This window comes from Streptomyces sp. NBC_00322 (assembly GCF_036147535.1).
Taxonomy (GTDB): Bacteria; Actinomycetota; Actinomycetes; order Streptomycetales; family Streptomycetaceae; genus Streptomyces.
The window spans coordinates 2,769,534-2,793,298 of record NZ_CP108019.1; the positions used below are offsets into that span (position 1 = coordinate 2,769,534).

Here is a 23,765-nt window from a genome sequence, read left to right on the forward strand (position 1 = left end):
TTCAAGTGTTGAAGAAGTGTTAGCGAAGGCGCTGACTGATGACCTTGGAGACACCGTCACCCTGCATGGACACGCCGTACAGCGCGTCCGCGACCTCCATCGTCCGCTTCTGGTGCGTGATCACGATCAGCTGCGAGGACTCCTGGAGCTCCTGCATGATCCGGATCAGCCGCTGGAGGTTGGTGTCGTCGAGCGCCGCCTCGACCTCGTCCATGACATAGAACGGGCTCGGCCGGGCCTTGAAGATCGACACCAGCAGCGCCACCGCGGTCAGCGACCGCTCCCCGCCCGAGAGCAGCGAGAGCCTCTTCACCTTCTTGCCGGGCGGCCTGGCCTCGACATCCACACCCGTGGTGAGCATGTTGTCGGGATCGGTCAGAATCAGCCGGCCTTCACCGCCGGGGAAGAGCCGCGAGAAAACCCCCTCGAACTCGCGGGCGGTGTCCCGGTACGCATCGGTGAAGACCTGCTCGACGCGCTCGTCGACCTCCTTGATCACCTGAAGGAGGTCGGCCCTGGTCTTCTTCAGGTCTTCGAGCTGCTCGGAGAGGAACTTGTGCCGCTCCTCCAGTGCCGAGAACTCCTCCAGCGCGAGCGGATTCACCTTCCCGAGCTGCTGGTACGCCCGTTCGGCGGACCTGAGGCGCTTCTCCTGCTCGCCGCGTACGAAAGGTTTCGGCAGGTTCCGCGGGTGCTCGGGGTCCTCCGGCAGCTCCTCGCCCTCGGCGGGCGGTGAGGGCGGCACCAGCTGATCGGGCCCGTACTCCGCGATCAGCCCGGCCGGTTCCACGCCGAGCTCTTCCAGAGCCTTGGTCTCCAACTGCTCGATCCGCAGCCGCTTCTCGGCCCCGAGCACCTCGCCGCGGTGCACCGAGTCGGTCAGCTTGTCGAGCTCGCCCTTGAGGTCGCGCCCCTGGTTGCGGGCGGCGCTCAGATCCTGTTCGCGCTCGGCCTTGGCCGCCTCGGCGGCGACCCGTTCCGCCTCGGCGCGCACGAGGGAGACCTCGACATGGGCCAGCAGCTGGCGGGTGCCGCTCGCCACCGCGGAGGCCACCTCGGCCTCGTGGCGCAGCCGGGCGCGCCGCTGTTCGGCCCGCGCCCGCGCCTCGCGCTCGGCGCGCGCTCCCCGGTCGAGCGCGTCCGCGCGTCCCGCGAGCCCCTTGACGCGCTCCTCGTGCGTACGGACCTGGAGGCGGGCCTCCATCTCGGTCTGGCGGGCGTTGGCGCCGTCGGCCGCGAGCCGGTCCCGTACATGCGTGTCGGGCTCCTCCTCGACGGGGGCCTCCTCGGCGACCAGCAGCCGCTCGGCCAGCTCCTCGGCCTCCTCGCGGGCCCGCTCCAGCGCCTCCTGCGCCCGGGCCGCGGCCGCGGTCGTCCGCTCGGCCTCGCCCGCGGCGCCGCGCGCCTGCCCGGCGAGCCGCCCGAGCTGACCCGACACCGCGGACTTCTCGCGGTCGGCGGCCCGGCGGCGCTCCCCCAGCTGCTCGACCAGCGCGGCGCATTCACGGCGGCGGTCGGTGGCCTGCTGCTGGGTGGCGGCCAGTTCCTCGCACTGGACGGCCAGTTCCTCCAGCTCGGCGACGGCCTCGTCGACGGAGGCCTGCACCTCCAGCAGGCTCGGCGCACCGGCGGAGCCGCCCTGCGCGAAGTGCGCGCCGAGGACGTCGCCCTCGGCGGTCACGGCGGTGAGCTCGGGCCGCCCGTAGACCAGATCCTCGGCGTCTTCCAGCGTTCCGACGACGACGATGCCCCGGAGCAGTCTGCGCACGGCGGGCATCAGCTCCTCGGGCCCGCGCACCAGATCGGCGGCGTACGGGGAACCGTCCGGGCGCCGCTCGGGCGCCGCGGCCTCGGGGGCGCCGCTCAGCAGTATCGCGGCGCGTCCGGCGTCGGTCTTGCGCAGCAGCCGCAGCGCCTCGGCGGCCGTCGCCGGGGTCGACACGGCCACGGCGTCCGCGCCCGCGCCGAGCGCCGCCGCCACCGGAACCTCGTAGCCGGGGGCCACCGTCAGCAGCTCCGACGCCGGGCCCAGCAGTCCGCTCAGCCGGTCCTTCGCGGCGAGCAGCGCGCCCGTGCCGTCCTTGCGGCGCAGGCCCAGGGCGAGGGCTTCGCGGCGGGCGGCGACGGCGGCGCGCTGGCGTTCGGCGGCGGTGAGCGCCTCACGGGCCGCGCCGAGTGCGGCTTCCGCCTCCGACAGCTCCCGCCTGGCCGCGTCGTGCTGCTCGCCGAGCGCGGAGTCATCGGCGTCGAGCCCGTCGACCTCGGCCTTGAGCTGCTCGTACTCCTCCTGCGCGGCGACGGCCCGCTCCTGGGCCTCGTCGCGTGCGGCGGCCAGCCGGTCGATCTCGGCCTGCGCCGAAGCGGCCCTGCTGCGTGCCGCGTTGACCTGGCCGTTGAGTCGGGCGAGACCCTCGCGCCGGTCGGCGATCGCCCGGGCGACGTCCTTGAGCCGCCGCTCCTCGACCGTCAACTCCCGCTCCAGCTCGGCGCGGTGCGCGACGGTGTCCTCCAGGGCGCGCTCGGCCGCCTCCAGCGCGGCCTCCAGCTCCGCCTCCTGCTCACGGATCCTGGCGGCCTCGCGCTCCATGTCCTCAGGATCGCGGCCACGCCGCTCGTCCGCGGGCGCGCCGCTCGCGCTCTTGACCCGCGCGTCGGCCAGCGAGATCGTGCCGCGCACCCGCTCGGCCAGCTGGGAGAGCTCGTACCAGCTCTGCTGAGCCTGCTGCAGCCGTGGCGCGAGCCGCCGTACCTCGTCCTCCAGCTCCGCCTCGCGCGTCAGCGCGGCCTTGAGCTCCGCCTCGGCCGCGTCCTTGCGTTCCTTCAGCGCGGCCTCGTCGGCGATCTCGCTGCGCAGTGCCTCCCGCAGCCGTACGAGATCGTCGGCGAGCAGCCGCAGCCGGGCGTCGCGCAGATCGGCCTGGATGACGGCGGCCCGCCGGGCGACGGCGGCCTGGCGCCCCAGCGGCTTGAGCTGGCGGCGCAGTTCGTCGGTCAGATCCTGTACGCGCGCGAGGTTGGCCTGCATCGCGTCCAGCTTGCGCAGCGCCTTCTCCTTGCGCTTGCGGTGCTTGAGAACACCCGCGGCCTCCTCGATGAAGGCCCTGCGTCCCATCGGGTCGGCGTGCAGTACGGAATCGAGCTGGCCCTGGCCGACGATGACGTGCATCTCGCGGCCGATGCCGGAGTCGGACAGCAGCTCCTGGATGTCGAGGAGCCGGCAGGTGTCGCCGTTGAGCTGGTACTCGCTGCCGCCGTTGCGGAACATGATCCGCGTGATGGTGACTTCGGCGTAGTCGATGGGGAGCGCGCCGTCGGAGTTGTCAATGGTGAGGGAGACCTCGGCGCGGCCCAGCGGGGGCCGCCCGGTCGTCCCGGCGAAGATGACATCCTCCATCTTGCCGCCGCGCAGCGACTTGGCCCCCTGCTCACCCATGACCCAGGAGAGCGCGTCCACCACATTGGACTTGCCCGAACCGTTGGGCCCCACGACACAGGTGATGCCCGGCTCGAAGCGCAGCGTCGTGGCGGACGCGAAGGATTTGAACCCGCGCAGGGTCATGGCCTTGAGGTGCACGCGGCCGGACTCTACCTTTCGCTCGCGGTTTCACCTATGAAGGTGCAGGGCACATCAGACGGTAAGGGAAGGACTGTAAGGGGCGGAGCGCAAAAGAAAGAAGGGACGCCGAGGCGTCCCTTGCATATCTTGTGCGCGATGATTCTCCAGCGAACGCCGTGCTCAGGTGAGCGCAGGCTCCGCCTGGGGTACGTCGATGTCGATGCCTTCGAGCAACGACTCTCCAGGGTGCTGAGCGACGGCAGCGTTGAGCGCGTCGTTCTCGGACTGAATCCGTACAAGCTCGGATTCGAGGTCCTGGACGCGCTGCTGAAGCCGTCGCATCTCGGCGAGGAGTCGCGGGTCGTTACCGCCGACGTAACCGAGAAGCGCCTTTGCCATGATGGATGGTCCTCCACACTGAGTGACCGACCGAAGCGGTGTGGGTCGTGAGGGATTCGCACCCGCGGTGCTCGACAGTGCTTGTTAGTGCTGAATACGGCTGCGGTTCTTACTGCCAAACAGCTAAGGTGCGCGGGGCTTCCAGAGTCTCACCAAAAAGTTTGACGGTCAACACGATCACGCCCCGCGTCGACGGGCAAACCCGGGGGCGTACGGCCGCGGAACGTGCGGCGAAGCCTCTCAGCGGGGCCCAGGGGGCGTAGAGATCATTCTTACTGGCGCAGCCTGGCACGACAAGCCCTTCTTGGCAACCACCAGCCAATTTCTGCTGCGGCAGGTGCCCGCGGCATGCCCGCAGGACCGACTTCCGCGGAGAAATGCGCGATGACCTCAGCGGATCGCGAAGCCGTCGTAGCCGCCGCGCGGGGTGTCCCAGATCTCGGTGACACCTTCGACCCGCCCGGGTGTGTCGTCCGAGCGCAGCCACTCCAGCAGACGGTGGCAATTCTCACGTGGTCCCTCGGCCACAACCTGCACTCTGCCGTCGTCGAGATTGACGGCGAATCCCGTGAGGCCGCCGATCTGAAGAGCATTCGCCCTGGTGAACCAGCGGAAGCCCACTCCCTGTACTCGGCCGCGTACCCAGGCGGTGAGCCGTGCGACATCGTTCATGCGTGCACGGTAACCGTCCAATTGCACTCAGAGCACTTCGCCCCCACGCGTCATGGCGTACAGTCCCGTCGCAATGAAACTCACCCATATGGGTGAGTCGGTTTGACGTTTGACCGTCGAGCCTCGTCGAGCATGAGGAAGGCACAGCAGATGGGACGCCATCGACGCTCCGCCGCCGCACCCGCCGCGCAAGACCATGCGGACGGAGCGGCAGGCCGGCACCGGGGTGGTGCCCGCCGGAAGAAGCGGTCGGGCATGCCCGTACGCACCGGGCTGCTCGGCGCCTCCGCGGCCATGGCCGTAGGCGCTGTCGCCGTCGCGTCCGGCCTGCTGCCGGGCGGCGACAAGTTCGACGTCAGCGGCGGCAGTGAGCCGAGCGGGCAGATACGCAGCGAGGGCTCCGCCCAGCTGCAGACCCAGGGCGACGCGAGTGCCGAGCCGACGAACGGGACCTCGGCCCCCGCGAGCCCCACCGCGCCGCGCCCGCAGGCGCCGTCGAAGACCCCCTCCCCCAAGCCGACCAAGCCGTCGGCGACTCCGTCGAAGCAGACGAAGGCCCCGCAGGCGGAGAAGAAGACGGCGGCCCCGACCCGTACCGAGACCCGCGCCTCCGACCGTGCGCCCGAGCGGGCCAAGCCCGCCGTCTCGGGCGCGGCGGCCGCCGAGGCCGAGGTGCTCACCCTGGTCAACAAGGAGCGCGCGAAGGTGGGCTGCAGCCCGGTGCGTGCCGATGCCGGTCTTGCGGATCTCGCCAGTGACTTCAGCGCCGACATGGCCTCGCGCGGCTTCTTCGACCACACCGACCCCGACGGGGACACTCCCTGGGACCGCGCCGACCAGGCGGGCGTCAAGGGCCTCGGCGGCGAGAACATAGCCCGCGGGCAGGCCGACGCCGCCGCGGTGATGAACTCCTGGATGAACAGCGACGGTCACCGCGCCAACATCCTCAACTGTGACTACAAGACGCTGGGCATGGGTGTGGTCATGGGCGACGGCGGCCCCTGGTGGACCCAGGACTTCGGCTTCTAGCCGCTCCTGCAACGCTTACGAATAGTTAGTGCACCGGAGTAGGGTGGCCGTCATGGACGACGACGGCCACCCCTTCGACGTTTTCTCCAAGCAGTGCCCCTCACGCGGCACGCTCGAGCACGTGACGGGCCGCTGGGGCAGCCTGACGATCGGGGCCCTGTACGAGGGGACCCTCCGCTTCAACGAGCTGCGCCGGCGCGTCGACGGTGTGAGCGAGAAAATGCTCTCCCAGACGCTGCACGCGCTGGAGCGCGACGGCCTGGTCCACCGGGAGGCACAGACCACCAATCCCCCGCGCGTGGACTATGAACTCACCGCGCTGGGACGCGCCGTCGCCGAGCGGCTGCTCGGGCTGATCCACCTGGTCGAGGGCCGGATGCCCGAGGTGCTCGCCGCGCGCGAGCGCTACGACGAGGTGCGGGTGGGTCTCGGCGCCCGCTGACAGCGCGGGCAGAAGTAGCTGGAACGGTTCATCCAGGGACGGCGGCGCATGGGTGTGCCGCAGCGTCGGCAGGGCTCGTCCTCGCGGCCGTACGCATCCAACGACCGGTCGAAATAGCCCGATTCACCGTTCACGTTCACATAGAGGCTGTCGAAGCTGGTGCCGCCGACGGCCAGGGCCGCGTTCATCACGTCCCGTACATGACCGAGCAGTTCGGCCGAGCGGGGGCGCGTCAGGGTCGCGGTGGGGCGCTCGTAGTGGAGCCGGGCGCGCCACAGTGCCTCGTCCGCGTAGATGTTCCCGACGCCGCTGATCAGCGACTGGTCGAGCAGCGCGCGCTTGACCGTCGTACGGCGCAGCCGCAGCGCGACATGGAAGGCCACGTCGTCGAAGGCCGGGTCCAGCGGATCGCGGGCGATGTGGGCGATCGCGTCCGGGAGCCCCTCAGGAGTGTTGTCGTGCAGCGACAGACCGCCGAAGGTGCGCTGGTCGACGAAGCGCAGCTCGGTGCCGAGCCGGTCGTCGAAGCGGATCCGGATCCGCAGATGCTTCTCGTCGGCGGCGTCCTCGGGCTGCACGAGCAGCTGCCCGCTCATGCCGAGGTGGCCGAGGATCGAGGTGTCCGTGTCCGCCAGCGGCAGCCAGAGGTACTTGCCGCGGCGGCGGGCGATCCCGACGCTGTGACCCTTGAGCCGGGCCGCGAAGTCCCCGGCGCCGGCCGGATGGCGGCGGACCGCGCGCGGGTGCAGCACCTCTACCTCGGCGATCGTCCGCCCGCTGACCCAGCGCTGGAGTCCGCGACGTACGACTTCGACCTCGGGCAACTCGGGCACGGGGCTCCTTCGGGCAATCTCAGGGTGACGCCCGCAGCGTACCTCCGTGCCTGAGGCGGAAAACCGCGAGGCCCCTGCGCTCCTGAAGAGAGCGAGGGGCCCCGCGGGGAAAGCGGAAACGTGGACTCAGGCCGAGGCCCGGTCCCCGGATTCCGAGGCCGAAGGGGCGTCGGCGGCCCCTTCGTCATCAGCAGCGGTCGCTTCGGCTTCCGCCTCGGCCAGAGCCTCCGCCTCGGCCCGGGCCTTGGCCCCGGCCTCCGCTTCGGCCTTCGCCGCAGCCGCGCGCTCGTCCGCGGCGGCACGGATCTCCCGCCATGCGGACTCCGCCGCCTGCTGCTCCGCTTCCTTCTTGCTGCGGCCGGTGCCGGTGCCGTACGAGACACCACCGACGCGGGCGGCAGCAGTGAAGGTCTTCTCGTGGTCCGGGCCGGTCTCGGTGACGAGATACTCCGGAACTCCGAGCCCCTCGGCGGCGGTGAGCTCCTGGAGACTGGTCTTCCAGTCCAGGCCCGCGCCCAGGTTCGAGGACTTCTCGATCAGCGGGTCGAAGAGCCGGTGCACCAGCTCCGAGGCCGCTTCGAGGCCCTGATCGAGATAGACCGCACCGATCACCGCTTCAAGGGTGTCGGCGAGGATGGACGCCTTGTCCCGGCCTCCCGTGCCCTCTTCGCCCCGGCCGAGCCGGATGAAGAGGCCGAGTTCGAGGCCGCGGCCCACCTCCGCCAGCGCACGAGAATTGACCACCGCGGCCCGCAGTTTGGCCAGCTGGCCTTCGGGCAGGTCGGGGTGGGTGCGGTACAGCGTGTCGGTGACCACCAGGCCGAGTACCGAATCCCCGAGGAATTCGAGACGCTCGTTGGTGGGCAGACCGCCGTTCTCGTACGCGTACGAACGGTGGGTCAGCGCACGCACCAGAAGGGCGGACTCGAGGTGATACCCGAGCCGCCCTTCCAGAAGCGTGTGGGACGAGGCTGCGTTGGCTGTGTTTACTGCGTCTGCCTGCTTCTTGGCATTGGACAGCTCAGACATCGGGCCTCTCACCAGCCGCTCAGACCTCGAGGACCTGGCGCTTGTTGTAAGTGCCGCAGCTCGGGCACGCGATGTGCTGCTGCTTCGGCTCCTGGCAACGCTCACACGAAACCAGGGTGGGGACCGCAGCCTTCCACTGCGACCGGCGGTGGCGCGTGTTGCTGCGCGACATCTTCCGCTTCGGAACAGCCACGGCTACTTCTCCTGCTTCTCGTCGACGCCCGCTTCGGCGCCGCCCATGTTGTCCTTCTCGCCGTCCTGAATGGTCTCGGCGAGTCCCTGCAGTGCCGCCCAACGAATGTCGACGGCGTCATGGTGGTGGCCCGGGTTCTCGTCCAGCCTGATCCCGCATTCGGGACACAGACCGGCACAGGCCTCCCGGCACACCGGCTGCATCGGCAGTGCGAGCACCACCGCATCACGCAGCACGGGCTCGAGGTCGAACAAGCCGTCCTCGAGAAAGAGCGTGTCCTCGTCCTCGGCGTCGTCGACCGGCTCCGCAGTGCGACTGCGGCCCCGGTCATCGGCGTCGGGGTACGAAAACATCTCCTGGAAGTCCGCCGCGACCTCGTGGCTCAGCGGCTCCAGACACCTTACGCACTCCCCTTCGGCCGATGCACGGGCGGTGCCTGTGACAAGCACACCTTCCATGACCGACTCCAGACGGAGGTCGAGCTTCACGGGTGCGCCTTCCGGCACACCGATGACCCCTTCGATACCGAAGTCCTTGGGGGCATCGACCGAGCGGGTCAGCCGCTGGAGGGCACCAGGACGCCGCCCCAGCTCGTGTGTGTCGAACACGAGGGGGTTGCGGTGGTCGAGGCGCGTGCTCAGGGCTTTTCCTGCTTTCGGATCGTGAGGAGGGGCCGTCCCGAGCTTCTCGGTGCGAAGCGGGCAGCCGTGATCGCGGAGCTACGCGCGACCGAAGAGCCAGGATACTGGACAGGCCGCCGTAGACCCAATCCGCGCCTCCCGGCAGCCGTTCAGCGCCCCTGCTCGTACCGGCGCAGCTGCTCCAGGTCGATCATGCTGGTGTCGAACAGGCTGGTCTCGTCGAGGGCTGCGCCCTGCTGCTGGACCTGCTGCTGCGGCTGCTGCTGGACCTGCTGCTGGTAGGCGTACGGGTCCTGCTGGGCGTACTGCTGCTGGTCGTAGCCCTGCTGCTGGTACGCGGCGTACGGATCGGCCTGATAGCCGGCGTACGCCTCCTGGGGCTCGTAGGCGTACGGATCCTGCTGGGCCGGGATCTGGGGCTGCTGTTCGGCCACCGGCTGGTACTGGTGCTGGGGCTGAGCCTGCGGCTGCGGCTGCGGCTGCGGCTCGGGCAGCTCCGCGAGCCCGGCCAGGTAGTCGGCGTCGCTGGCGTGCTGCTGGGTGCCCGCCGCGTCCTGGGCGGCCATGTGCTCGCCGAGAGCGTCGCTGGTGGTCCGGCCGTGCAGCTTCTGGCGGCCGCGGCCGACCGCGTCGAGGGTCTTGGAGAGCACGGCCTCGAAGGCGCCCAGCTTGGTGTCCACGTACTCGTCGGCCCGCTGGATCAGGGTCTGCGGGTCCGCGCTGTACTCGGGGGCGTCCTCGTCCGCGAAGCCCTGCTCGTCCAGGCCGGGGCCGCGGCCGAGCAGCTTCTCGCGGCCGCGGTCGACCGATCCGATGGTCTTGGTGAGGACGACCTCGAAGTTGGCGAGCTTGGAGTCGACGTAGTCGTCGGCCTCGGCACGGATCTCCTCGGCCTCCCGGCGGGCCTCCGCGAGGATGCGGTCGGCCTCCTCCTGGGACTGGCGGGCGACGTGGGTGTCCGAGACCAGCGAGCCGCGCTCGGCGTGGGCGGTCTCGATGATCCGCTCGGCCTCCTGGCGGGCCTGCTCGACCATCTGCTCACGGCCGCCGATCAGCTCCTGAGCCTGGGCCAGGGAGCCCGGCAGGGCCTGACGGACCTCTTCGAGCATGGCGAGCAGCTCGGCGCGGTTGACCACGCAGGAGGCCGACATGGGCATGGACCGGGCGTTGCCGACCGCCTCGACGATCTCGTCGAGCTTCTTCTGGACGTCCACCGTGGTTCGCCACTCTCTAGAACTGATGGGAGACGGACGGGACGACTGTACGGGCAGTCGGCGCCCGCCCGACACCGGGTGACGGACTGTCAGTTCGTCACTTCTGGGCGAGGCGCCGGGTCAGTGCCTCGTGAACAACCGGAGGCAGCAGGTGGGAGACGTCACCGCCCCAGGCGGCGACCTCCTTGACGAGGCTGGAGGACAGGAAGCTGTAGGTGGGGTTGGTCGGGACGAAGAGGGTCTCGACACCCGTGAGCCCGTTGTTCATCTGGGCCATCTGCAGCTCGTAGTCGAAGTCGCTGACCGCGCGCAGTCCCTTGACGATCGCCGGGATGTCGCGCTCCTTGCAGAAGTCGACGAGGAGGCCGTGGTGGGACTCCACGACGACGTTCCCGTACTCGCTGGTGACCTGGCGGATCATGTCCATCCGCTCTTCGACCGTGAACAGCCCCTGCTTGGACTGGTTGATCATCACCGCGACATGTACGACGTCGTACAGCTTGGAGGCGCGGGCAATGATGTCGAGGTGCCCATTGGTGATGGGGTCGAATGACCCCGGACAGACTGCGCGGCGCAACTGAAGTCCCTCGCTCTCCGAACCGGTCATCGTGCGTCTTCGCACGTAGAGGCGGCGCGACCGTACCAAAGCGTGCCCTCGCCGTAGCGACGGGCCCGCAGTGGCTCGAAGCCCTGCGGCCAGACGAATTCGCCGCCTCTCGTGCTGCGCTCCACGGTGGCGAGAGCATCGTCCGCGAGCCAGCCCTGGCGATGGAGTGTGAGCAGAATCTCCCGAAGATCGTCATCGGTGACGGCGTACGGAGGGTCGAGGAAGACGACGTCGTACGGGAGCTCGGGCGCCGGGCCTGTCACGATCTGTTCCGCTTTGCCGGTACGGACCTCGGCACCGGGCAGTCCGAGCGCGCGGACGTTCTCCCGGACGATGCGGGCGGCGCGGTTGTCCGCCTCGACGAGGAGGGCGTGGGACGCGCCCCGGGACAGTGCCTCCAGGCCGACGGCGCCGGAGCCCGCGTACAGATCGGCGACACGGATGCCGCCGAGCGTGCCGAGGAGGGACTCCCAGCTGGAGAAGAGCCCCTCGCGTGCGCGGTCGGATGTGGGGCGAGTGCCGGTGCCGGGCGGGACGGCGATACGGCGCCCGCCGGCCGCGCCGGCGATCACGCGGGTCATCTGAGTCTGGGTCCTTCGAGACGGAGGCGGATGAGGCTGAGGCTGCGGCTGAGCGGATGCGCTGAGCTGTGGTGCTGAGCGGATGTGCTGACCGGATGTGGTTAAACGATAGGCCGTCGCACGGGTTCAGTCCGCTCAGGTCCGGAGCTCCGTATCAGTCCGCGCTGCCCAGCTGCTCCAGGCGGCCCGCCAGGAAGTCGCTCTCGACGGCGTTCTCCGTGAGCAGGAGCGCCTCCGCGTACGCCGATCTCGCCTCCGCGGTGCGGCCCAGCCTGCGCAGGAAGTCGGCGCGGGCGGCGGCCAGATAGCCGTACCCCGCCAGCTGGGGCTCGGCGGCCAGCGCGTCGACCGCCGCGAGCCCGGCTGCCGGGCCGCCCGCGAAGCCCACCGCCACGGCCCGGTTGAGGGCCACCACCGGCGACGGCCAGATCTGCACCAGCAGGTCGTAGAGCGCCACCACCTCCCGCCAGTCGGTCTCCTCCCAGCTCGGCGCCTCGGCGTGGACGGCGGCGATGGCCGCCATGAGCGCGAAGTGCCCCGGAGGTCTGCGGCGCAGGGCCTCACGCACCAGCGCGATCCCTTCCCCGATCGCAGCGCGGTCCCATTGCGTACGGTCCTGCTCGGCGAGCAGCAGCAGCCGCCCGTCGTCGGCCGAGCGGGTGTCGCGCCGCGCGTCGGTCAGCAGGATCAGGGCCAGCAGTCCGGCGACGCCCGCGTCGTCGGGCAGCAGCGTGCGCAGCATCCTGGCGAGGTCGAGCGCCCGTTCCACGAGGTCGCGTCGGACGAGGTCGGCGCCTGCCGGAGCGGTGTGCCCGGTGGTGAAGAGCAGATGCACCACGGTGAGTACCGCTTCGATACGGGCTGGCAGCTCGTCGGCGGGCGGCACCCGGTACGGGATCCGCGCGGCGGCGATCTTCTTCTTCGCCCGGGTGATCCGGGCGGCCATGGCGGGCTCGCCCACCAGGAAGGCGCGTGCCACCTCCGCGGTCGTCAGGCCGCACAGCAGGCGCAGTGTGAGAGCGACCTTCGCCTCTTCGGCGAGCGCGGGGTGGCAGCAGGTGAAGATGAGCCGCAGCCGGTCGTCGGGGAACTCCTCCGGCCCGTCCCCGTCCACCAGAGCCTCCGGTTCCGTGAAGGGATCGCCCGAGAGGTCCAGGAGCTGCGGCAGCGACCTGCGCAGAGTCGCGTCCCGCCGCAGCACGTCCAGTGCCCGGTTGCGGGCGGTCGTGGTCAGCCAGGCGCCGGGGCGACGCGGGATGCCGCGCTCGCCCCACACCGTCAGCGCCTTGGCGTACGCGTCCTGCACGCACTCCTCCGCCAGGTCGAGGTCGTGCGTCAGGCGCGCTGTCGCGGCGAGCACGAAGGCCCACTCGCGGCGGTGCGCTTCCGCGACAGCGGCGGCGACCGCGGGGTCCGTGCGGACCCCGTCGGCCGCGCCGTCCGTAGCCACCGGGGGCCTCCGTCAGTGGAAGATCTGCACGGGCCGTACCTCGATACCGCCGAAGGGCATCGGGCACTGCTTGGCCACGGCGATGGCCTCGTCCAGGTCGGCGGCCTCCACGAGGTAGTAGCCGCCGAGCGCCTCCTTCGTCTCGGCGAACGGTCCGTCCGTGACGGCCGGGGCGCCCGAGTCGTCCGTGCGGACGCAGGTCGCCGTGGCGGTCGGGTGCAGGGCGTTGCTCCCGAGGATGGCTCCGGCGTTGGCCTCCTGGAAGGCCCGGTGCTCCTTCAGAGTCCGGTCCCACACGTCCTGCGGGGCATCCGCCCAGGCCTGCTCGTCGTGGTAGATCAGGATCAGGTACTGCGCCATGGCGCGATCCCTTCTCGCTCGTGGGCCCGCCGCTCGGGCCTTCTGATGATGCCGACGTACGGCACCCGCCCGGATCGACAGCCTCTCCCCAGCAATTTTCCTGCGGTCTGTGTCGATTCGCCCTCTCCCCGCCCGTCGGGGAAGTGAGACGGAATCCGACACACCGATCCGCAAGGAGCGGAAGCCATGCCGCAGGAAAACGTGCCGTACGAAACCACTCCCCGTGTCCCCGCCGCAGTCGGCCCCCATAAGGGATGGACCTTGGTTCTGGCCTCCTTCGGGCTGTTCATGGTCGCCCTCGACACCTTGGTCGTGGCCACCGCGCTGCCTGTGCTGCGCGTCGACCTGGACGCGAAACTCACCGACCTCGAATGGACGGTCAACGCCTACAACCTGAGCTTTGCCTGCCTGCTGCTGACCGGGGCGGCGCTCGGCGACCGCTTCGGCCGACGGCGTATGTACGCCATCGGGCTCTTCGCCTTCGCCGTCGCCTCGGCCGGGGCGGCCCTCTCGACCTCCGTCGGAGCACTGATCGCGGCCCGCGCGGTACAGGGCGGAGCCGCCGCGATCGTGATGCCCCTGACGCTCACCCTGATCAGCCAGGCGTTCCCGGCCGAGAAGCGCGGGATGGCCATCGGGCTCTGGGGCGGCATCGCCGGCACGGCGGTCGCCATGGGACCGGTCGTCGGCGGAGCCATCACCAACGGTCTCGACTGGCAGTGGATCTTCTGGCTCAACGTCCCGATCGGTCTTGTCCTGGTCCCGCTCGCGCTGCGTCGGCTGACCGAGAGCTTCGGCCCAAGGCCCCGCCTCGACCTGGTGGGACTCGCGCTGGCCGGAGCGGGCTTCCTCGGCCTGACCTGGGGGCTGGTGCGCGCGAACACGGTCGGCTGGGACAGTGCCGAAGTGATCTCCTCGCTGCTGGCCGGGGCGGCGCTCGTGGCCTGCTTCGTCGCCTGGCAGCGGCGGGCCCGCAACCCGATGGTTCCCCTTCGCCTCTTCCGGCTGCGCGGCTTCTCCACGGCGAACGGCGTCAGCTTCTTCATGTACGCCTCGCTCTTCGGCGCGCTGTTCCTGATGTCGCAGTTCCTGCAGATCGGGCTCGGCAACTCGCCGCTCGCGGCCGGGCTGTGGATCCTCCCCTGGACCGCGACGCCCATGCTGATCGCGCCCGTGGCGGGCACCCTGGCCGACCGCTGGGGCAACCGCCCCTTCATGGCCGCCGGACTGGCGCTGCAGGCGATCGGACTCGGGTGGGTCGCCGCGATCGCCGACCCCGGTATGGGCTACGCGGAGCTGAGCGCCGCCCTCACGGTGGCCGGCGTCGGGACGTCGATGTGCTTCCCGACCGTGGCCAACGCGGTGATGGGCTCCGTGCCGCAGCAGGAGGCCGGAGTCGCCTCGGGGACGAACAGCGCGGTCCGTGAGCTCGGCGGCGTCTTCGGTATCGCCGTCCTCGCGGCCGTCTTCACCGGCCCTGCGGTCTACGGATCGCCCGACGCTTTCGTGGACGCCTTCAAACCGGCCCTGTGGGTCGGAGCGGGTCTGGCGGCGGTCGGCATCGTCTCGGCGCTGCTCGCACCGCGGCACGAGGGGCCGCATCCGGTCGAGGCGTCGGGCGCTACCGCCCGCGCCGCCGACGCCCGGGCCGTGCCCCAGATGGTGCGGACCGACTCGTAGGAACTCTGCGGCGCTCATAGGCAATGTGCCGCGTGAACCTGCCGCAGCCGAACCCCGGGTTCAGCCGTTCTGCGCGAACCCCGCGGCGCGGATCGCCACGGTGTCGTGGATCTGGCGGATCCGGATGATCCGGCCGGCGGCGACGGTGAAGTGTTCCGCCACACGCAGCGTTCCCAGCCCCTGGACATCCATGTCGTAGAGGAGCATCGCTTCGTCTTCTCCGTAGAGCTCCGAGAGCAGTGCCACGCGAGTGGCGAGTCCGCCGAAGGCAGCGAGCGCCCCGGCGAACGACTCGGTCGTGGGGTAGTCATTGACAGGCACCTCGACCTTGAGGCCGGCGGAAAGCAGGCCGACCGCGGTCTCGAAGTCCCCACGGGTCCAGGCATCGTGATAGGCGCGCACTACCGAGCGGGGGTCAGTGCCGGAGTCCATGGCGGCACACTCCTTTCCGGTACGCCGGTTCCCACTCGCCACCTTCCCACCGGCGACACTTTCCCGCAGGTCAACCCTTGTCGAGGTACTGCTCGCGCTCCGTGTCGAGCAGCGCGTCCAGCGCCGTACGCAGCTCCGGCAGGTGCTCGAGTTCCGGATCCGCGGAGACGATCGCGACGGCCTCCTCCCGGGCCGCCGCGATGATCTCCTCGTCGTCGATGACGGTGAGCATCCTCAGCGAGGACCGCACACCGGACTGGGCCTGGCCGAGCACATCGCCCTCGCGGCGCTGTTCGAGGTCGATACGGGAGAGCTCGAAGCCGTCGAGCGTGGCGGCGACCGCGCCCAGCCGGGCACGGGCGGGGGCGGCCTCGGGCATCTCGGTGACCAGGAGGCACAGCCCGGGAGCCGAGCCACGGCCGACCCGGCCGCGCAGCTGGTGCAGCTGCGAGACTCCGAACCGGTCCGCGTCCATGATCACCATCGCGGTGGCGTTGGGGACGTTGACACCGACCTCGATGACGGTGGTGGCGACCAGGACGTCGACAGCGCCCGCGGCGAAGCGGCGCATGACGTCGTCCTTGTCGTCGGGCTGCATCCTGCCGTGCAGGACCTCCACCCGCAGTCCCTTCAGCGGGCCCGCCGCGAGCTGGTCGGCGATCTCGATCACCGCCAGCGGAGGGCGCTTCTCGGCCTCGTCCTCCGCGGACTTCTTCCTCGGCTCGTCCTCGCCGTCACCGATGCGGGGACACACCACATAGGCCTGATGGCCGCTCTCCACTTCTTCGCGCACGCGGTCCCAGGCGCGCGCGAGGAAGTGCGGCTTGTCCTGGGCGGGGACCACATGGCTGGCGATCGGCGAGCGCCCGGCCGGCAGCTGGTCCAGGACCGAGGTCTCCAGATCGCCGAAGACCGTCATCGCGACGGTACGCGGAATGGGGGTGGCGGTCATGACCAGCAGATGCGGCGGCTGCTTGCCCTTGGAACGCAGGGCGTCGCGCTGCTCCACGCCGAAGCGGTGCTGCTCGTCGACGACGACCAGCCCCAGATCGTGGAACTGCACCTTGTCCTCGATCAGCGCATGCGTACCGATCACGATCCCGGCCTCACCGGTCACCAGATCGAGCAGCGCCTGCCTGCGCGCGGCCGCGCCCATCGAGCCGGTCAGCAGCACGACCTTGGTGGCGTGCTCGGCGCCGCCGAGCATCCCTCCCTCCGCGAGCTCGCCCATCATCTCGGTGATCGAGCGGTGGTGCTGCTGGGCGAGGACTTCGGTGGGCGCGAGCATGGCCGCCTGACCGCCCGCGTCGACGACGGTGAGCATCGCCCGCAGGGCCACCATGGTCTTGCCCGAGCCGACCTCGCCCTGGAGCAGGCGGTGCATCGGATGCTCGGTCGCCAGGTCGTCGAAGATCTCCTTGGTGACCTTCTGCTGGCCATCGGTCAGGGTGAAGGGCAGCTTGGCGTCGAAGGCGTCGAGCAGCCCGTCCGGCCGCGGTTTGCGGGCCACCGCGGGCAGTTGGGTGTCGGCGTACCGGCGGCGGGCGAGGGCGACCTGGAGGACGAAGGCCTCGTCCCACTTGAGGCGGTCGCGTGCGACCGCGATGTCTGCCTTGGTGTGCGGCCGGTGGATCTTCAGCAGTGCCTCGGGCAGCGGGACGAGGTCGCGTCCTTCGCGCAGTGCGTCCGGCAGGGGATCGACGGCCTCCCGGGCCCTGGGCAGTGCCGCGTCGACCGCCTTGGCGATCTTCCAGGACTCCAGTTTCGTGGTGGCCGGGTAGATCGGGATGAGGGCTCCGGCCCAGGAGTCGACGGCCTCGTCGCTGTCACCGTGGAGCAGTTCGTACGCGGGGTGGGCGAGCTGCAGCTTGCGGTTGAAGACCGACACCTTGCCGGCGAACATCGCGCGGATGCCCGGCAGAAGATCCTTGTGCGGCTTGTGAACACCCTTGCCGAAGAAGACCAGTTGCAGCTGACCACTGCCGTCCGTGATGACGACCTCCAGCCGCTGGCCCCGGCCCTTCGAGCCGCTGAAGGTGAGCACGCGGGCGCTCGCCACCTGGGCGACCACGGTGACGTGCTCGTCCAGCGGCAGGTCGGACAGGTGCGTGAGCTCGCCCCGCTCCGCGTACCTGCGCGGGTAGTGGTGCAGCAGATCACCGAGGGTGTGCAGGTCCAGATGCTCGGCCATCACCTTCGCGGTGGCGGCTCCGAGCGTCTTCTTCAGGGGTTCGTCGAGCGCGGACACGCGATCCATTGCACACCACAGCACTGACAGACGTCGCGCACCTGTGGATAACCGCTGGTCACACCCGTGCCGCAAGCGAGGCCCGGCGCCGCGTGCGGTCCCCCGGGCGGCCCGTCCCCTACTCCACCCCGATCAGCAGCGGGGACGCCCCCCGGCCGCCCAGGTAGACCACCGTGTCCACCGCCAAGTGGCCTTCCCTGACGTGCCGTTCCAGGCGCTCCGCCACGGCGTCGCCCTCCGGTACGTCCTCGCCCAGGATCAGCGTCACCAGTTCGCCGCCCGCCGCCAGCATCCGGTCCAGGACCGCCTCCGCCGTGCCCGGCAGGTCCGCGCCGATCACCGCCACGTCGCCGTCGATCAGGCCGAGGACGTCACCGGCCTGGCACACGCCCGCCGTCGTCCACGACTGCCGTTCCGCGACGGCCAGTTCGGCGTAGCGGGTCGCGCCCGCCGCCGCTGTCATCGCGACGACGTCCTCGTCGAAGCGGCGGTCCGGTTCGTGGACGGCGAGCGCCGCGATGCCCTGGACCGCCGCGCGGGTGGGGATGAGGGCGACTCGTACGCCCTCCGTACGGGCCTGTTCCGCGGCCGCCGCCGCGGTGTGCCGCAGCTCCGCGGAGTTCGGCAGCAGGACCACCTCACGGGCATGCGCGCGCCGGATCGCGTCGACCAGTTCGCCGCTGGCCGGCGGCTCCCCCGGACGCGCGAGCACCGTCGTCGCGCCCGCCTCGGCGCACAGGTCCGCCAGGCCCTCCCCGGGGACGACCACGACGACCGCCCGCTGCACCTGCTCGCGCGACATCCCCGCGGCGCTGTCGAAGTGGGTGATCCGGATCCGGTACGGCCGCCCCGCCTCGACGCCCGCCTCCACCGCCGCGCCCGCGTCGTCGACGTGTACATGCACGTTCCACAGCCCGTCGCCGCCGACGACGACCAGCGAGTCACCGAGCCCGTCCAGCCGGGTCCGCAGCCTGGCCACGGCCGCGTCGTCGGCCTCCAGCAGGTAGATCACCTCGAACGCCGGCCCTCCGTCCGCGCACGGTTCGCCGCCTCCCGCCGCGACGGCGGCCACCGCCGGGGGGTGTACATGTGTGGGACCGGGCGCGGAAGGAGCCTCCCCCGTCACCGCCTCGACGAGCGCCCCCAGCACCGCCAGCAGCCCGCGCCCGCCCGCGTCCACGACCCCCGCGCGGTCCAGCACCGCCAGCTGTCCCGGCGTCGCGTCCAGCGCGGCCCGCGCCCCCTCGTACGCGGCGCGCACAGGATCGTCCGGTGAGGCCTCCGCCGCGTCCGCCGCCGCCGCCGCGACCGTAAGGATCGTGCCCTCGACGGGATGTGCGACCGCCTCGCGCGCCAGCCCGGCGGCCCGGCGCAGCGCGTCGGCGAGGTGGTCTCCGGCACCGAGCCGTTCCGCCATGCCCCGCAGCAGCTGCGCCAGGATCGTCCCGGAGTTGCCCCGGGCGCCTATCAGCGCGCCGTGGGCCATCGCCCTGACCACATCGGCGGGCGCGGGCGCGGAGCTTTCGGTCTCGTGCGCGGAGAAGACCGCCTCCACGGCCTGGGCCGCGGACTCGACGGTCAGATACAGATTCGTGCCGGTGTCCCCGTCCGCGACCGGGTAGACGTTGATCGCGTCGATCTCCTCGCGCTCCCTGCCCAGCGCTTCCAGTGCCAGTGAGCACCAGGTGCGTACCGCTGCGGCGTCGAGGGTCTGCGGCACCTGGTGATCCTCCTTGAGCGGCCGGAAGGGCCCTGAGCAGCGGGTTGCACCGCAGGGTAGACCCCTGGCGGGAGCGGGGTCCGGGGCGGGGGCGGGAGAAGCCATGGTAGTTTCGTATCTCGGACGCAGTCGTTGTATGCTGCTCCGGTTGCCCGATGAGAGTCGGGCCATTCCCCCGGCAAAGCCACCAATCAGATCACTGATCCGGCGCGCCGGAATTCACTGTAAGTGCATCTGAAGTCTTTGGAGTGACCCGTGGCTGCCAACTGCGACGTCTGCGGCAAGGGGCCGGGCTTCGGCAACAACATTTCGCACTCGCACCGCCGTACGTCCCGTCGCTGGAACCCGAACATCCAGCGTGTGCGTGCCGTGGTCGGTCGGACGCCGAAGCGGCTCAACGTCTGCACCTCGTGCATCAAGGCCGGCAAGGTCTCGCGCTAACCGCGACGTTTCGTCGTAGCGCAGCCCCTCCGGTTGCCTTGAAAGCCGGTCCACCTCGGTGGACCGGCTTTTTGCCGTGCCCGGACGGCACGTGCCCGGACACCAGTCACCGGACAGCAGTCGGCAACCGGGCGATCAGCGCAGGCGCCAGCCGTGATCAACCGGGCCGATCCCGCTCCCCAGCGCGAACCCCGCGGCGATCGCCCCCGTGACGTACTCCTTCGCGGCCCGTACGGCCCCCGGAACTTCCATGCCCTTCGCCAGCCCCGAGGCGACCGCCGACGCCAGCGTGCAGCCCGTCCCGTGCGTGTGCCGGTTGTCGTGCCGGGGCGCGCGCAGCCAGTGTTCCTGCGCGCCGTCGGTCAGCAGGTCCACCGCGTCGCCCGCGAGATGCCCGCCCTTGATCAGCGCCCACCGCGGCCCGAAGGCCAGCACCGCGTCCGCCGCCCGTCGCAGATCCGCCTCGGCCTCCACCCGTACGCCCGTGAGCTGCTCGACCTCGTCCAGATTCGGCGTGGCCACGGTCGCGAGGGGCAGCAGCTTCGTGCGTACGGAGTCGAGCGCGGAGGCGGCCAGCAGCGGATCCCCGTGCTTCGAGACGCCCACCGGGTCCACGACGACGGGCGCGTCCGTTCCGGCCAGCAAATCGGCGACCGTCTCGACGAGGGGCGCGGACGCCAGCATGCCGGTCTTCACGGCCTGTACGCCGATGTCGTCGACGACGCTGCGGTACTGGGCCCGTACCGCATCGACGGGCAGTTCCCACGCGCCCTGCACACCCAGCGAGTTCTGCGCGGTGACCGCGGTGAGCACGCTCATGCCGTGCACACCGAGCGCCAGCATCGTCTTCAGGTCGGCCTGAATGCCCGCACCGCCGCCGGAGTCGGACCCGGCGACGGTGAGCACACGAGGAGGCAGGGCGGGTATGTCCATGCCCCCGAATCTACTTGCCGTCCTCGATGTCCCCGAAGTGGTCCCAGCCGCTCTTCTTGGTCCACGGCGCACCGTCGACCGTCACCTGCGGCAGCGCCGAGGGGTTGAGCACCTCGCCGATCACCTTCCAGCGGGCCGGAAGCTTCGCGTCCGGCGGGAAGGTCGCGACGATCGCGTGGTCCTCTCCCCCGGTCAGCACCCACTGCAGCGGGTCGACGCCGACGGCCTGGCCGATGTCGTTCATCTGCGAGGGGATGTCGATGGAGCCCGAGCGCAGATCGATTCGGACCTTGCTGGCCTCCGCGATGTGCCCGAGGTCGGCGACGAGTCCGTCGCTGACGTCGGTCATGGCGGTGGCACCGAGTCCGGCCGCCGCGGGCCCCGCGTGGTAGGGCGGCTCGGGCCGCCGGTGCGCCTCGACGAAGGCGCGCGGCGAGCGGAAGCCGCGTGAGAGCACCGCGTGACCGGCGGCCGACCAGCCCAACCAGCCGGTGTACGCGACGACATCGCCGGGCTGGGCGCCGGCCCGCGTGACCGGTTCGTGGTTGCGCAGATCGCCGAGCGCGGTGATCGCGAGGGTGATGAGGTCGCCGCGTACGACATCGCCGCCGACCACCGCCGCCCCGGCCACCTGGCACTCGTCGCGGATGCCGTCCATCAGCTCGGTGGCCCAGGTGACGGGGAGTTCGGCCGGGACGACCAGGCCGAGCAGCAGCGCGGTCGGGACGGCGCCCATCGCCGCGATGTCGGCCAGATTCTGTGCGGCGGCCTTGCGCCCCACGTCGTACGCCGTCGACCAGTCACGGCGGAAGTGCCGCCCCTCCAGCAGTACGTCCGTGCTCGCCACGACCCTGCGGTCGGGTGCGGCCACGACCGCCGCGTCGTCACCGGGTCCGAGCCGGACCGCGGGGGTGGAGGTGAGCCGTGAGGTGAGCTCCCTGATGAGCCCGAACTCCCCCAACTCGCCCACAGTGCCCTTCACCGAGTCTCACCTCTCCGTCGTCCTGCCGGGACCTCCGGCAGTGCTGCTCGCTTGCGGTCGCGAGCCGTCCGCGCCCTGGGTACCGTCAAGAGATACGTCAACTTCTGCCTTCCGTACGCCACGCTGCGGGCGTCACCCGGCGCGCGGGTCTCCCCGCGGCCCGCGGCGACGCGATACCGTGGCGTCCCTTCCCCCCACATGATCCTCGTGGCCGCCCTGGAGGTTCCGTGGTACAGGCGTACATCCTCATTCAGACCGAGGTGGGCAAGGCGTCGACCGTCGCCGAGACCATCGGCAAGATTCCGGGAGTGATTCAGGCCGAGGACGTGACCGGTCCCTATGACGTGATTGTGCGCGCCCAGGCCGAGACGGTAGACGATCTCGGTCGCATGGTGGTCGCCAAGGTCCAGCAAGTGGACGGCATCACCCGCACCCTGACCTGCCCGGTCGTGCACCTGTAGCCCCCGTCTACGCTTGGCCGGTGACTTCTTCCCGCCGCCGGCCCTTCTTTCTGTCCGCTGCCGCCCTGGTAATGCTGGCTGCCGCGGGCTGCTCCTCCACGGACGCACCGGTGTCGGTCACGGTTCCCAGCCCGCCCTCGAACGAGGCCGCCCTGTGCGGTGCGCTGGACAAGGAACTGCCGAAGTCCGTGGCCGGTGAGGACCGCAGCGACCCTGAGCCGGCTTCCGATCTGACCGCCGGCTGGGGCGATGCGGCGATCGTACTGCGCTGTGGTGTCCCGCGGCCCGCGAAGATGAGCGACGCACAGTCGAAGGCCGTGGAGGCGGACGGAGTCAACTGGCTGCTGGAGGAGGAGCCCGACGGCCCCCGCCTGACCACCACGTACCGCAAGACCTATGTCGAGGTCACGATGGACAAGCGGTACGCCCACGACGTTACTCCGCTCGCCGAACTGGCCGACGCCGTCAAGAAGACGGTGCCGGCCAGACTCGACATCCCATAAGGCCCTAGGCCGTGTCTGACAAATCTCGCCTGGCGCGCGACGCCCGGCACGCACACCCGCTGCGTTGTCGGAGTCATCCAAGTACGTCCAGTACGAGGATGGTCCTCCGCCTTGCGATTGCACGCACCGGACGCCGCGCACCCCGCCCTGCGGGCGGACGGCGCTATTTGTCAGACACGGCCTAGCGCAATCCGGTCGAGCGGCGCAGCGCCGCCTGGATCAGCCGGTCGACGAGCTCGGAGTAGCCGACGCCGCTCTCCTGCCACATGCGCGGGTACATGGAGATCGGTGTGAAGCCGGGCATCGTGTTGATCTCGTTGATGACGAACTCGCCGTCCTCGGTGAGGAAGAAGTCCGCGCGCACCAGGCCCTCGCAGGACGCGGCGTCGAAGGCCTCGACCGCGAGCCGGCGTACCTCGGCGGTCTGCTCCTCGGTCAGCGGCGCGGGTACCAGACCGGCTGCCGAGTCGATGTACTTGGCCTCGAAGTCGTAGAACTCGTGGGCCGTGACGGGCGGGATCTCGGCCGGGACGCTGGCACGCGGGCCGTCCTCGAACTCCAGCACCCCGCACTCGATCTCGCGGCCGCGCAGCAGCGACTCCACCAGGATCTTGGGGTCGTGGCGCTGCGCCTCCGTGATCGCCTCGTCCAGGCCGGAGATGTCGTCGACCTTGGTGATGCCGATGGAGGATCCGGCACGCGCGGGCTTGATGAAGAGCGGCCAGCCGTGCTCACCCGCGAAGTCGATGATCTTCTTGCGGGCGGCGGACGGGTCGAGCTCCCACTCGCGGGGGCGGATGACCGTGTACGGGCCGACGGGCAGGCCGAAGGAGATGAAGACGCGCTTCATGTACTCCTTGTCCTGGCCGACTGCCGAGGCGAGGACGCCCGAGCCGACGTACGGGACGCCGGAGAGCTCCAGGAGGCCCTGGAGGGTGCCGTCCTCGCCGTACGGGCCGTGCAGCATGGGGAAGACGACGTCGACCTCGCCGAGCGCCTTGGGTACGGCGCCGGGCTCGCTGTAGACGACCTCGCGGTTGGCGGGGTCCACGGAGAGCACGACACCGCCCTCGGTGGAGTCTGCGAGCTGCTCGACGCTCGGCGTACGGCGGTCGGTGATGGCCATCCGCTCCGGCTCGTCGGCGGTCAGCGCCCACCGGCCGTCCGTCGTGATGCCGACCGGCAGCACGTCGTACTTCGTACGGTCGATGGCGCGCAGTACGGCGCCGGCGGTGACCACGGAGATTCCGTGTTCGGAGCTGCGACCGCCGAAGACGACGGCTACGCGCGGCTTGCGCGGCTGCTGCTCAGGGCTCTGGGGGAGGTTCTCGCTGCTCATATCGCGATGAGACTACCCGC

24 protein-coding genes are annotated in these 23,765 nt (G+C 70.6%); 6 read left to right on the forward strand and 18 right to left on the reverse strand.

Going from position 1 to position 23,765, the window contains the following annotated elements; genetic code table 11:
• Nucleotides 1-19: 19 nt before the first annotated feature.
• The 3 genes from smc to OG905_RS12375 form a co-directional block, all read right to left on the reverse strand.
• Nucleotides 20-3,574 (reverse strand): chromosome segregation protein SMC, encoded by a 3,555-nt coding sequence (gene smc, locus OG905_RS12365; RefSeq protein WP_328667785.1) that lies wholly within the window; start codon nucleotides 3,572-3,574, stop codon nucleotides 20-22.
• Between the two features lie 162 nt (nucleotides 3,575-3,736).
• Nucleotides 3,737-3,955, reverse strand: a complete 219-nt coding sequence (locus tag OG905_RS12370) for a hypothetical protein (protein ID WP_142213425.1) — start codon at nucleotides 3,953-3,955, stop codon at nucleotides 3,737-3,739.
• Between the two features lie 390 nt (nucleotides 3,956-4,345).
• A complete protein-coding gene (locus tag OG905_RS12375) occupies nucleotides 4,346-4,627 on the reverse strand; it encodes an acylphosphatase (protein WP_328667787.1) in 282 nt (93 codons plus the stop codon).
• A 150-nt stretch (nucleotides 4,628-4,777) separates the two neighbouring features.
• On the opposite strand from OG905_RS12375, the gene OG905_RS12380 reads away from it, so the two are divergent.
• Both OG905_RS12380 and OG905_RS12385 read left to right on the forward strand, forming a co-directional pair.
• Nucleotides 4,778-5,656 carry a CAP domain-containing protein gene (locus OG905_RS12380; RefSeq protein ID WP_328667789.1) on the forward strand — a complete coding sequence of 293 codons (879 nt, stop codon included), beginning with the start codon at nucleotides 4,778-4,780 and terminating at the stop codon, nucleotides 5,654-5,656.
• 52 nt (nucleotides 5,657-5,708) lie between these two features.
• Nucleotides 5,709-6,098, forward strand: coding sequence for a winged helix-turn-helix transcriptional regulator (locus OG905_RS12385; protein WP_328667792.1), 390 nt, complete (start codon nucleotides 5,709-5,711; stop codon nucleotides 6,096-6,098).
• On the opposite strand, the gene mutM is transcribed toward OG905_RS12385, so the two are convergent.
• From mutM to OG905_RS12430, 9 genes are all read right to left on the reverse strand, one after another.
• A complete protein-coding gene (mutM, locus tag OG905_RS12390; RefSeq protein WP_328667794.1) occupies nucleotides 6,062-6,931 on the reverse strand; it encodes a bifunctional DNA-formamidopyrimidine glycosylase/DNA-(apurinic or apyrimidinic site) lyase in 870 nt (289 codons plus the stop codon). The two genes, OG905_RS12385 and mutM, sit on opposite strands and share 37 nt — an antisense overlap.
• Before the next feature lie 126 nt (nucleotides 6,932-7,057).
• Nucleotides 7,058-7,960, reverse strand: coding sequence for a ribonuclease III (gene rnc, locus OG905_RS12395; protein ID WP_328667795.1), 903 nt, complete (start codon nucleotides 7,958-7,960; stop codon nucleotides 7,058-7,060).
• Between the two features lie 19 nt (nucleotides 7,961-7,979).
• On the reverse strand, nucleotides 7,980-8,153 hold the full coding sequence (gene rpmF / locus OG905_RS12400) for a 50S ribosomal protein L32 (RefSeq protein WP_026165248.1): 174 nt from the start codon (nucleotides 8,151-8,153) through the stop codon (nucleotides 7,980-7,982).
• A gap of 2 nt (nucleotides 8,154-8,155) precedes the next feature.
• Entirely contained in the window at nucleotides 8,156-8,761 is a 606-nt protein-coding gene (locus tag OG905_RS12405) for a YceD family protein (protein WP_328667834.1), read from the reverse strand.
• 182 nt (nucleotides 8,762-8,943) lie between these two features.
• On the reverse strand, nucleotides 8,944-10,008 hold the full coding sequence (locus OG905_RS12410; protein WP_328667835.1) for an ATP synthase F0 subunit B: 1,065 nt from the start codon (nucleotides 10,006-10,008) through the stop codon (nucleotides 8,944-8,946).
• Nucleotides 10,009-10,105: 97 nt separating this feature from the next.
• Nucleotides 10,106-10,585 (reverse strand): pantetheine-phosphate adenylyltransferase, encoded by a 480-nt coding sequence (coaD, locus tag OG905_RS12415; protein ID WP_328682192.1) that lies wholly within the window; start codon nucleotides 10,583-10,585, stop codon nucleotides 10,106-10,108.
• A gap of 26 nt (nucleotides 10,586-10,611) precedes the next feature.
• Nucleotides 10,612-11,196: a 16S rRNA (guanine(966)-N(2))-methyltransferase RsmD gene (gene rsmD / locus OG905_RS12420; protein ID WP_328667836.1), complete on the reverse strand. Its 585-nt coding sequence runs from the start codon at nucleotides 11,194-11,196 to the stop codon at nucleotides 10,612-10,614.
• Nucleotides 11,197-11,350: 154 nt separating this feature from the next.
• Nucleotides 11,351-12,646: an RNA polymerase sigma factor gene (locus OG905_RS12425; RefSeq protein ID WP_328667837.1), complete on the reverse strand. Its 1,296-nt coding sequence runs from the start codon at nucleotides 12,644-12,646 to the stop codon at nucleotides 11,351-11,353.
• Nucleotides 12,647-12,658: 12 nt separating this feature from the next.
• Entirely contained in the window at nucleotides 12,659-13,006 is a 348-nt protein-coding gene (locus OG905_RS12430; protein ID WP_328667838.1) for a YciI family protein, read from the reverse strand.
• 186 nt (nucleotides 13,007-13,192) lie between these two features.
• On the opposite strand from OG905_RS12430, the gene OG905_RS12435 reads away from it, so the two are divergent.
• Nucleotides 13,193-14,686 carry an MFS transporter gene (locus tag OG905_RS12435; protein WP_328667839.1) on the forward strand — a complete coding sequence of 498 codons (1,494 nt, stop codon included), beginning with the start codon at nucleotides 13,193-13,195 and terminating at the stop codon, nucleotides 14,684-14,686.
• Nucleotides 14,687-14,746: 60 nt separating this feature from the next.
• Here the strand turns inward: OG905_RS12435 and OG905_RS12440 are convergent, their stop codons facing one another.
• From OG905_RS12440 to OG905_RS12450, 3 genes are all read right to left on the reverse strand, one after another.
• Nucleotides 14,747-15,118 carry a nuclear transport factor 2 family protein gene (locus tag OG905_RS12440; protein ID WP_328667840.1) on the reverse strand — a complete coding sequence of 124 codons (372 nt, stop codon included), beginning with the start codon at nucleotides 15,116-15,118 and terminating at the stop codon, nucleotides 14,747-14,749.
• A gap of 70 nt (nucleotides 15,119-15,188) precedes the next feature.
• Nucleotides 15,189-17,375, reverse strand: coding sequence for an ATP-dependent DNA helicase RecG (recG, locus tag OG905_RS12445; RefSeq protein ID WP_328667841.1), 2,187 nt, complete (start codon nucleotides 17,373-17,375; stop codon nucleotides 15,189-15,191).
• Nucleotides 17,376-17,484: 109 nt separating this feature from the next.
• Nucleotides 17,485-19,086, reverse strand: coding sequence for a DAK2 domain-containing protein (locus tag OG905_RS12450; RefSeq protein WP_328667842.1), 1,602 nt, complete (start codon nucleotides 19,084-19,086; stop codon nucleotides 17,485-17,487).
• 255 nt (nucleotides 19,087-19,341) lie between these two features.
• Between OG905_RS12450 and rpmB the strand changes: the two genes are divergently transcribed.
• On the forward strand, nucleotides 19,342-19,527 hold the full coding sequence (gene rpmB / locus OG905_RS12455) for a 50S ribosomal protein L28 (protein WP_003957616.1): 186 nt from the start codon (nucleotides 19,342-19,344) through the stop codon (nucleotides 19,525-19,527).
• A gap of 135 nt (nucleotides 19,528-19,662) precedes the next feature.
• On the opposite strand, the gene thiD is transcribed toward rpmB, so the two are convergent.
• The gene (gene thiD / locus OG905_RS12460) at nucleotides 19,663-20,460 is read right to left on the reverse strand and encodes a bifunctional hydroxymethylpyrimidine kinase/phosphomethylpyrimidine kinase (RefSeq protein ID WP_328667917.1); all 798 of its coding nucleotides are present in this window, start codon (nucleotides 20,458-20,460) and stop codon (nucleotides 19,663-19,665) included.
• Between the two features lie 10 nt (nucleotides 20,461-20,470).
• Nucleotides 20,471-21,442, reverse strand: a complete 972-nt coding sequence (locus OG905_RS12465) for a thiamine-phosphate kinase (RefSeq protein ID WP_266488756.1) — start codon at nucleotides 21,440-21,442, stop codon at nucleotides 20,471-20,473.
• A 227-nt stretch (nucleotides 21,443-21,669) separates the two neighbouring features.
• Between OG905_RS12465 and OG905_RS12470 the strand changes: the two genes are divergently transcribed.
• The gene (locus OG905_RS12470) at nucleotides 21,670-21,903 is read left to right on the forward strand and encodes an Lrp/AsnC family transcriptional regulator (protein WP_108152814.1); all 234 of its coding nucleotides are present in this window, start codon (nucleotides 21,670-21,672) and stop codon (nucleotides 21,901-21,903) included.
• Between the two features lie 20 nt (nucleotides 21,904-21,923).
• A complete protein-coding gene (locus OG905_RS12475; RefSeq protein WP_443043929.1) occupies nucleotides 21,924-22,406 on the forward strand; it encodes a DUF3515 domain-containing protein in 483 nt (160 codons plus the stop codon).
• Between the two features lie 181 nt (nucleotides 22,407-22,587).
• Here OG905_RS12475 and OG905_RS12480 read toward each other — a convergent pair whose 3' ends face one another.
• Nucleotides 22,588-23,745 (reverse strand): D-alanine--D-alanine ligase family protein, encoded by a 1,158-nt coding sequence (locus OG905_RS12480; RefSeq protein WP_328667922.1) that lies wholly within the window; start codon nucleotides 23,743-23,745, stop codon nucleotides 22,588-22,590.
• Nucleotides 23,746-23,765: the final 20 nt, after the last annotated feature.

What these genes read in the sequence shown, in the direction of transcription:
- OG905_RS12370 (WP_142213425.1), bottom strand. Translation starts at nt 3,955, where the DNA reads ATGGCAAAGGCGCTTCTCGGTTACGTCGGCGGTAACGACCCGCGACTC.
- OG905_RS12375 (WP_328667787.1), bottom strand. Translation starts at nt 4,627, where the DNA reads ATGAACGATGTCGCACGGCTCACCGCCTGGGTACGCGGCCGAGTACAG.
- OG905_RS12380 (WP_328667789.1), top strand. Translation starts at nt 4,778, where the DNA reads ATGGGACGCCATCGACGCTCCGCCGCCGCACCCGCCGCGCAAGACCAT.
- OG905_RS12385 (WP_328667792.1), top strand. Translation starts at nt 5,709, where the DNA reads ATGGACGACGACGGCCACCCCTTCGACGTTTTCTCCAAGCAGTGCCCC.
- rnc (WP_328667795.1), bottom strand. Translation starts at nt 7,960, where the DNA reads ATGTCTGAGCTGTCCAATGCCAAGAAGCAGGCAGACGCAGTAAACACA.
- rsmD (WP_328667836.1), bottom strand. Translation starts at nt 11,196, where the DNA reads ATGACCCGCGTGATCGCCGGCGCGGCCGGCGGGCGCCGTATCGCCGTC.
- OG905_RS12430 (WP_328667838.1), bottom strand. Translation starts at nt 13,006, where the DNA reads ATGGCGCAGTACCTGATCCTGATCTACCACGACGAGCAGGCCTGGGCG.
- OG905_RS12435 (WP_328667839.1), top strand. Translation starts at nt 13,193, where the DNA reads ATGCCGCAGGAAAACGTGCCGTACGAAACCACTCCCCGTGTCCCCGCC.
- OG905_RS12440 (WP_328667840.1), bottom strand. Translation starts at nt 15,118, where the DNA reads ATGGACTCCGGCACTGACCCCCGCTCGGTAGTGCGCGCCTATCACGAT.
- recG (WP_328667841.1), bottom strand. Translation starts at nt 17,375, where the DNA reads ATGGATCGCGTGTCCGCGCTCGACGAACCCCTGAAGAAGACGCTCGGA.
- thiD (WP_328667917.1), bottom strand. Translation starts at nt 20,460, where the DNA reads ATGGACATACCCGCCCTGCCTCCTCGTGTGCTCACCGTCGCCGGGTCC.
- OG905_RS12480 (WP_328667922.1), bottom strand. Translation starts at nt 23,745, where the DNA reads ATGAGCAGCGAGAACCTCCCCCAGAGCCCTGAGCAGCAGCCGCGCAAG.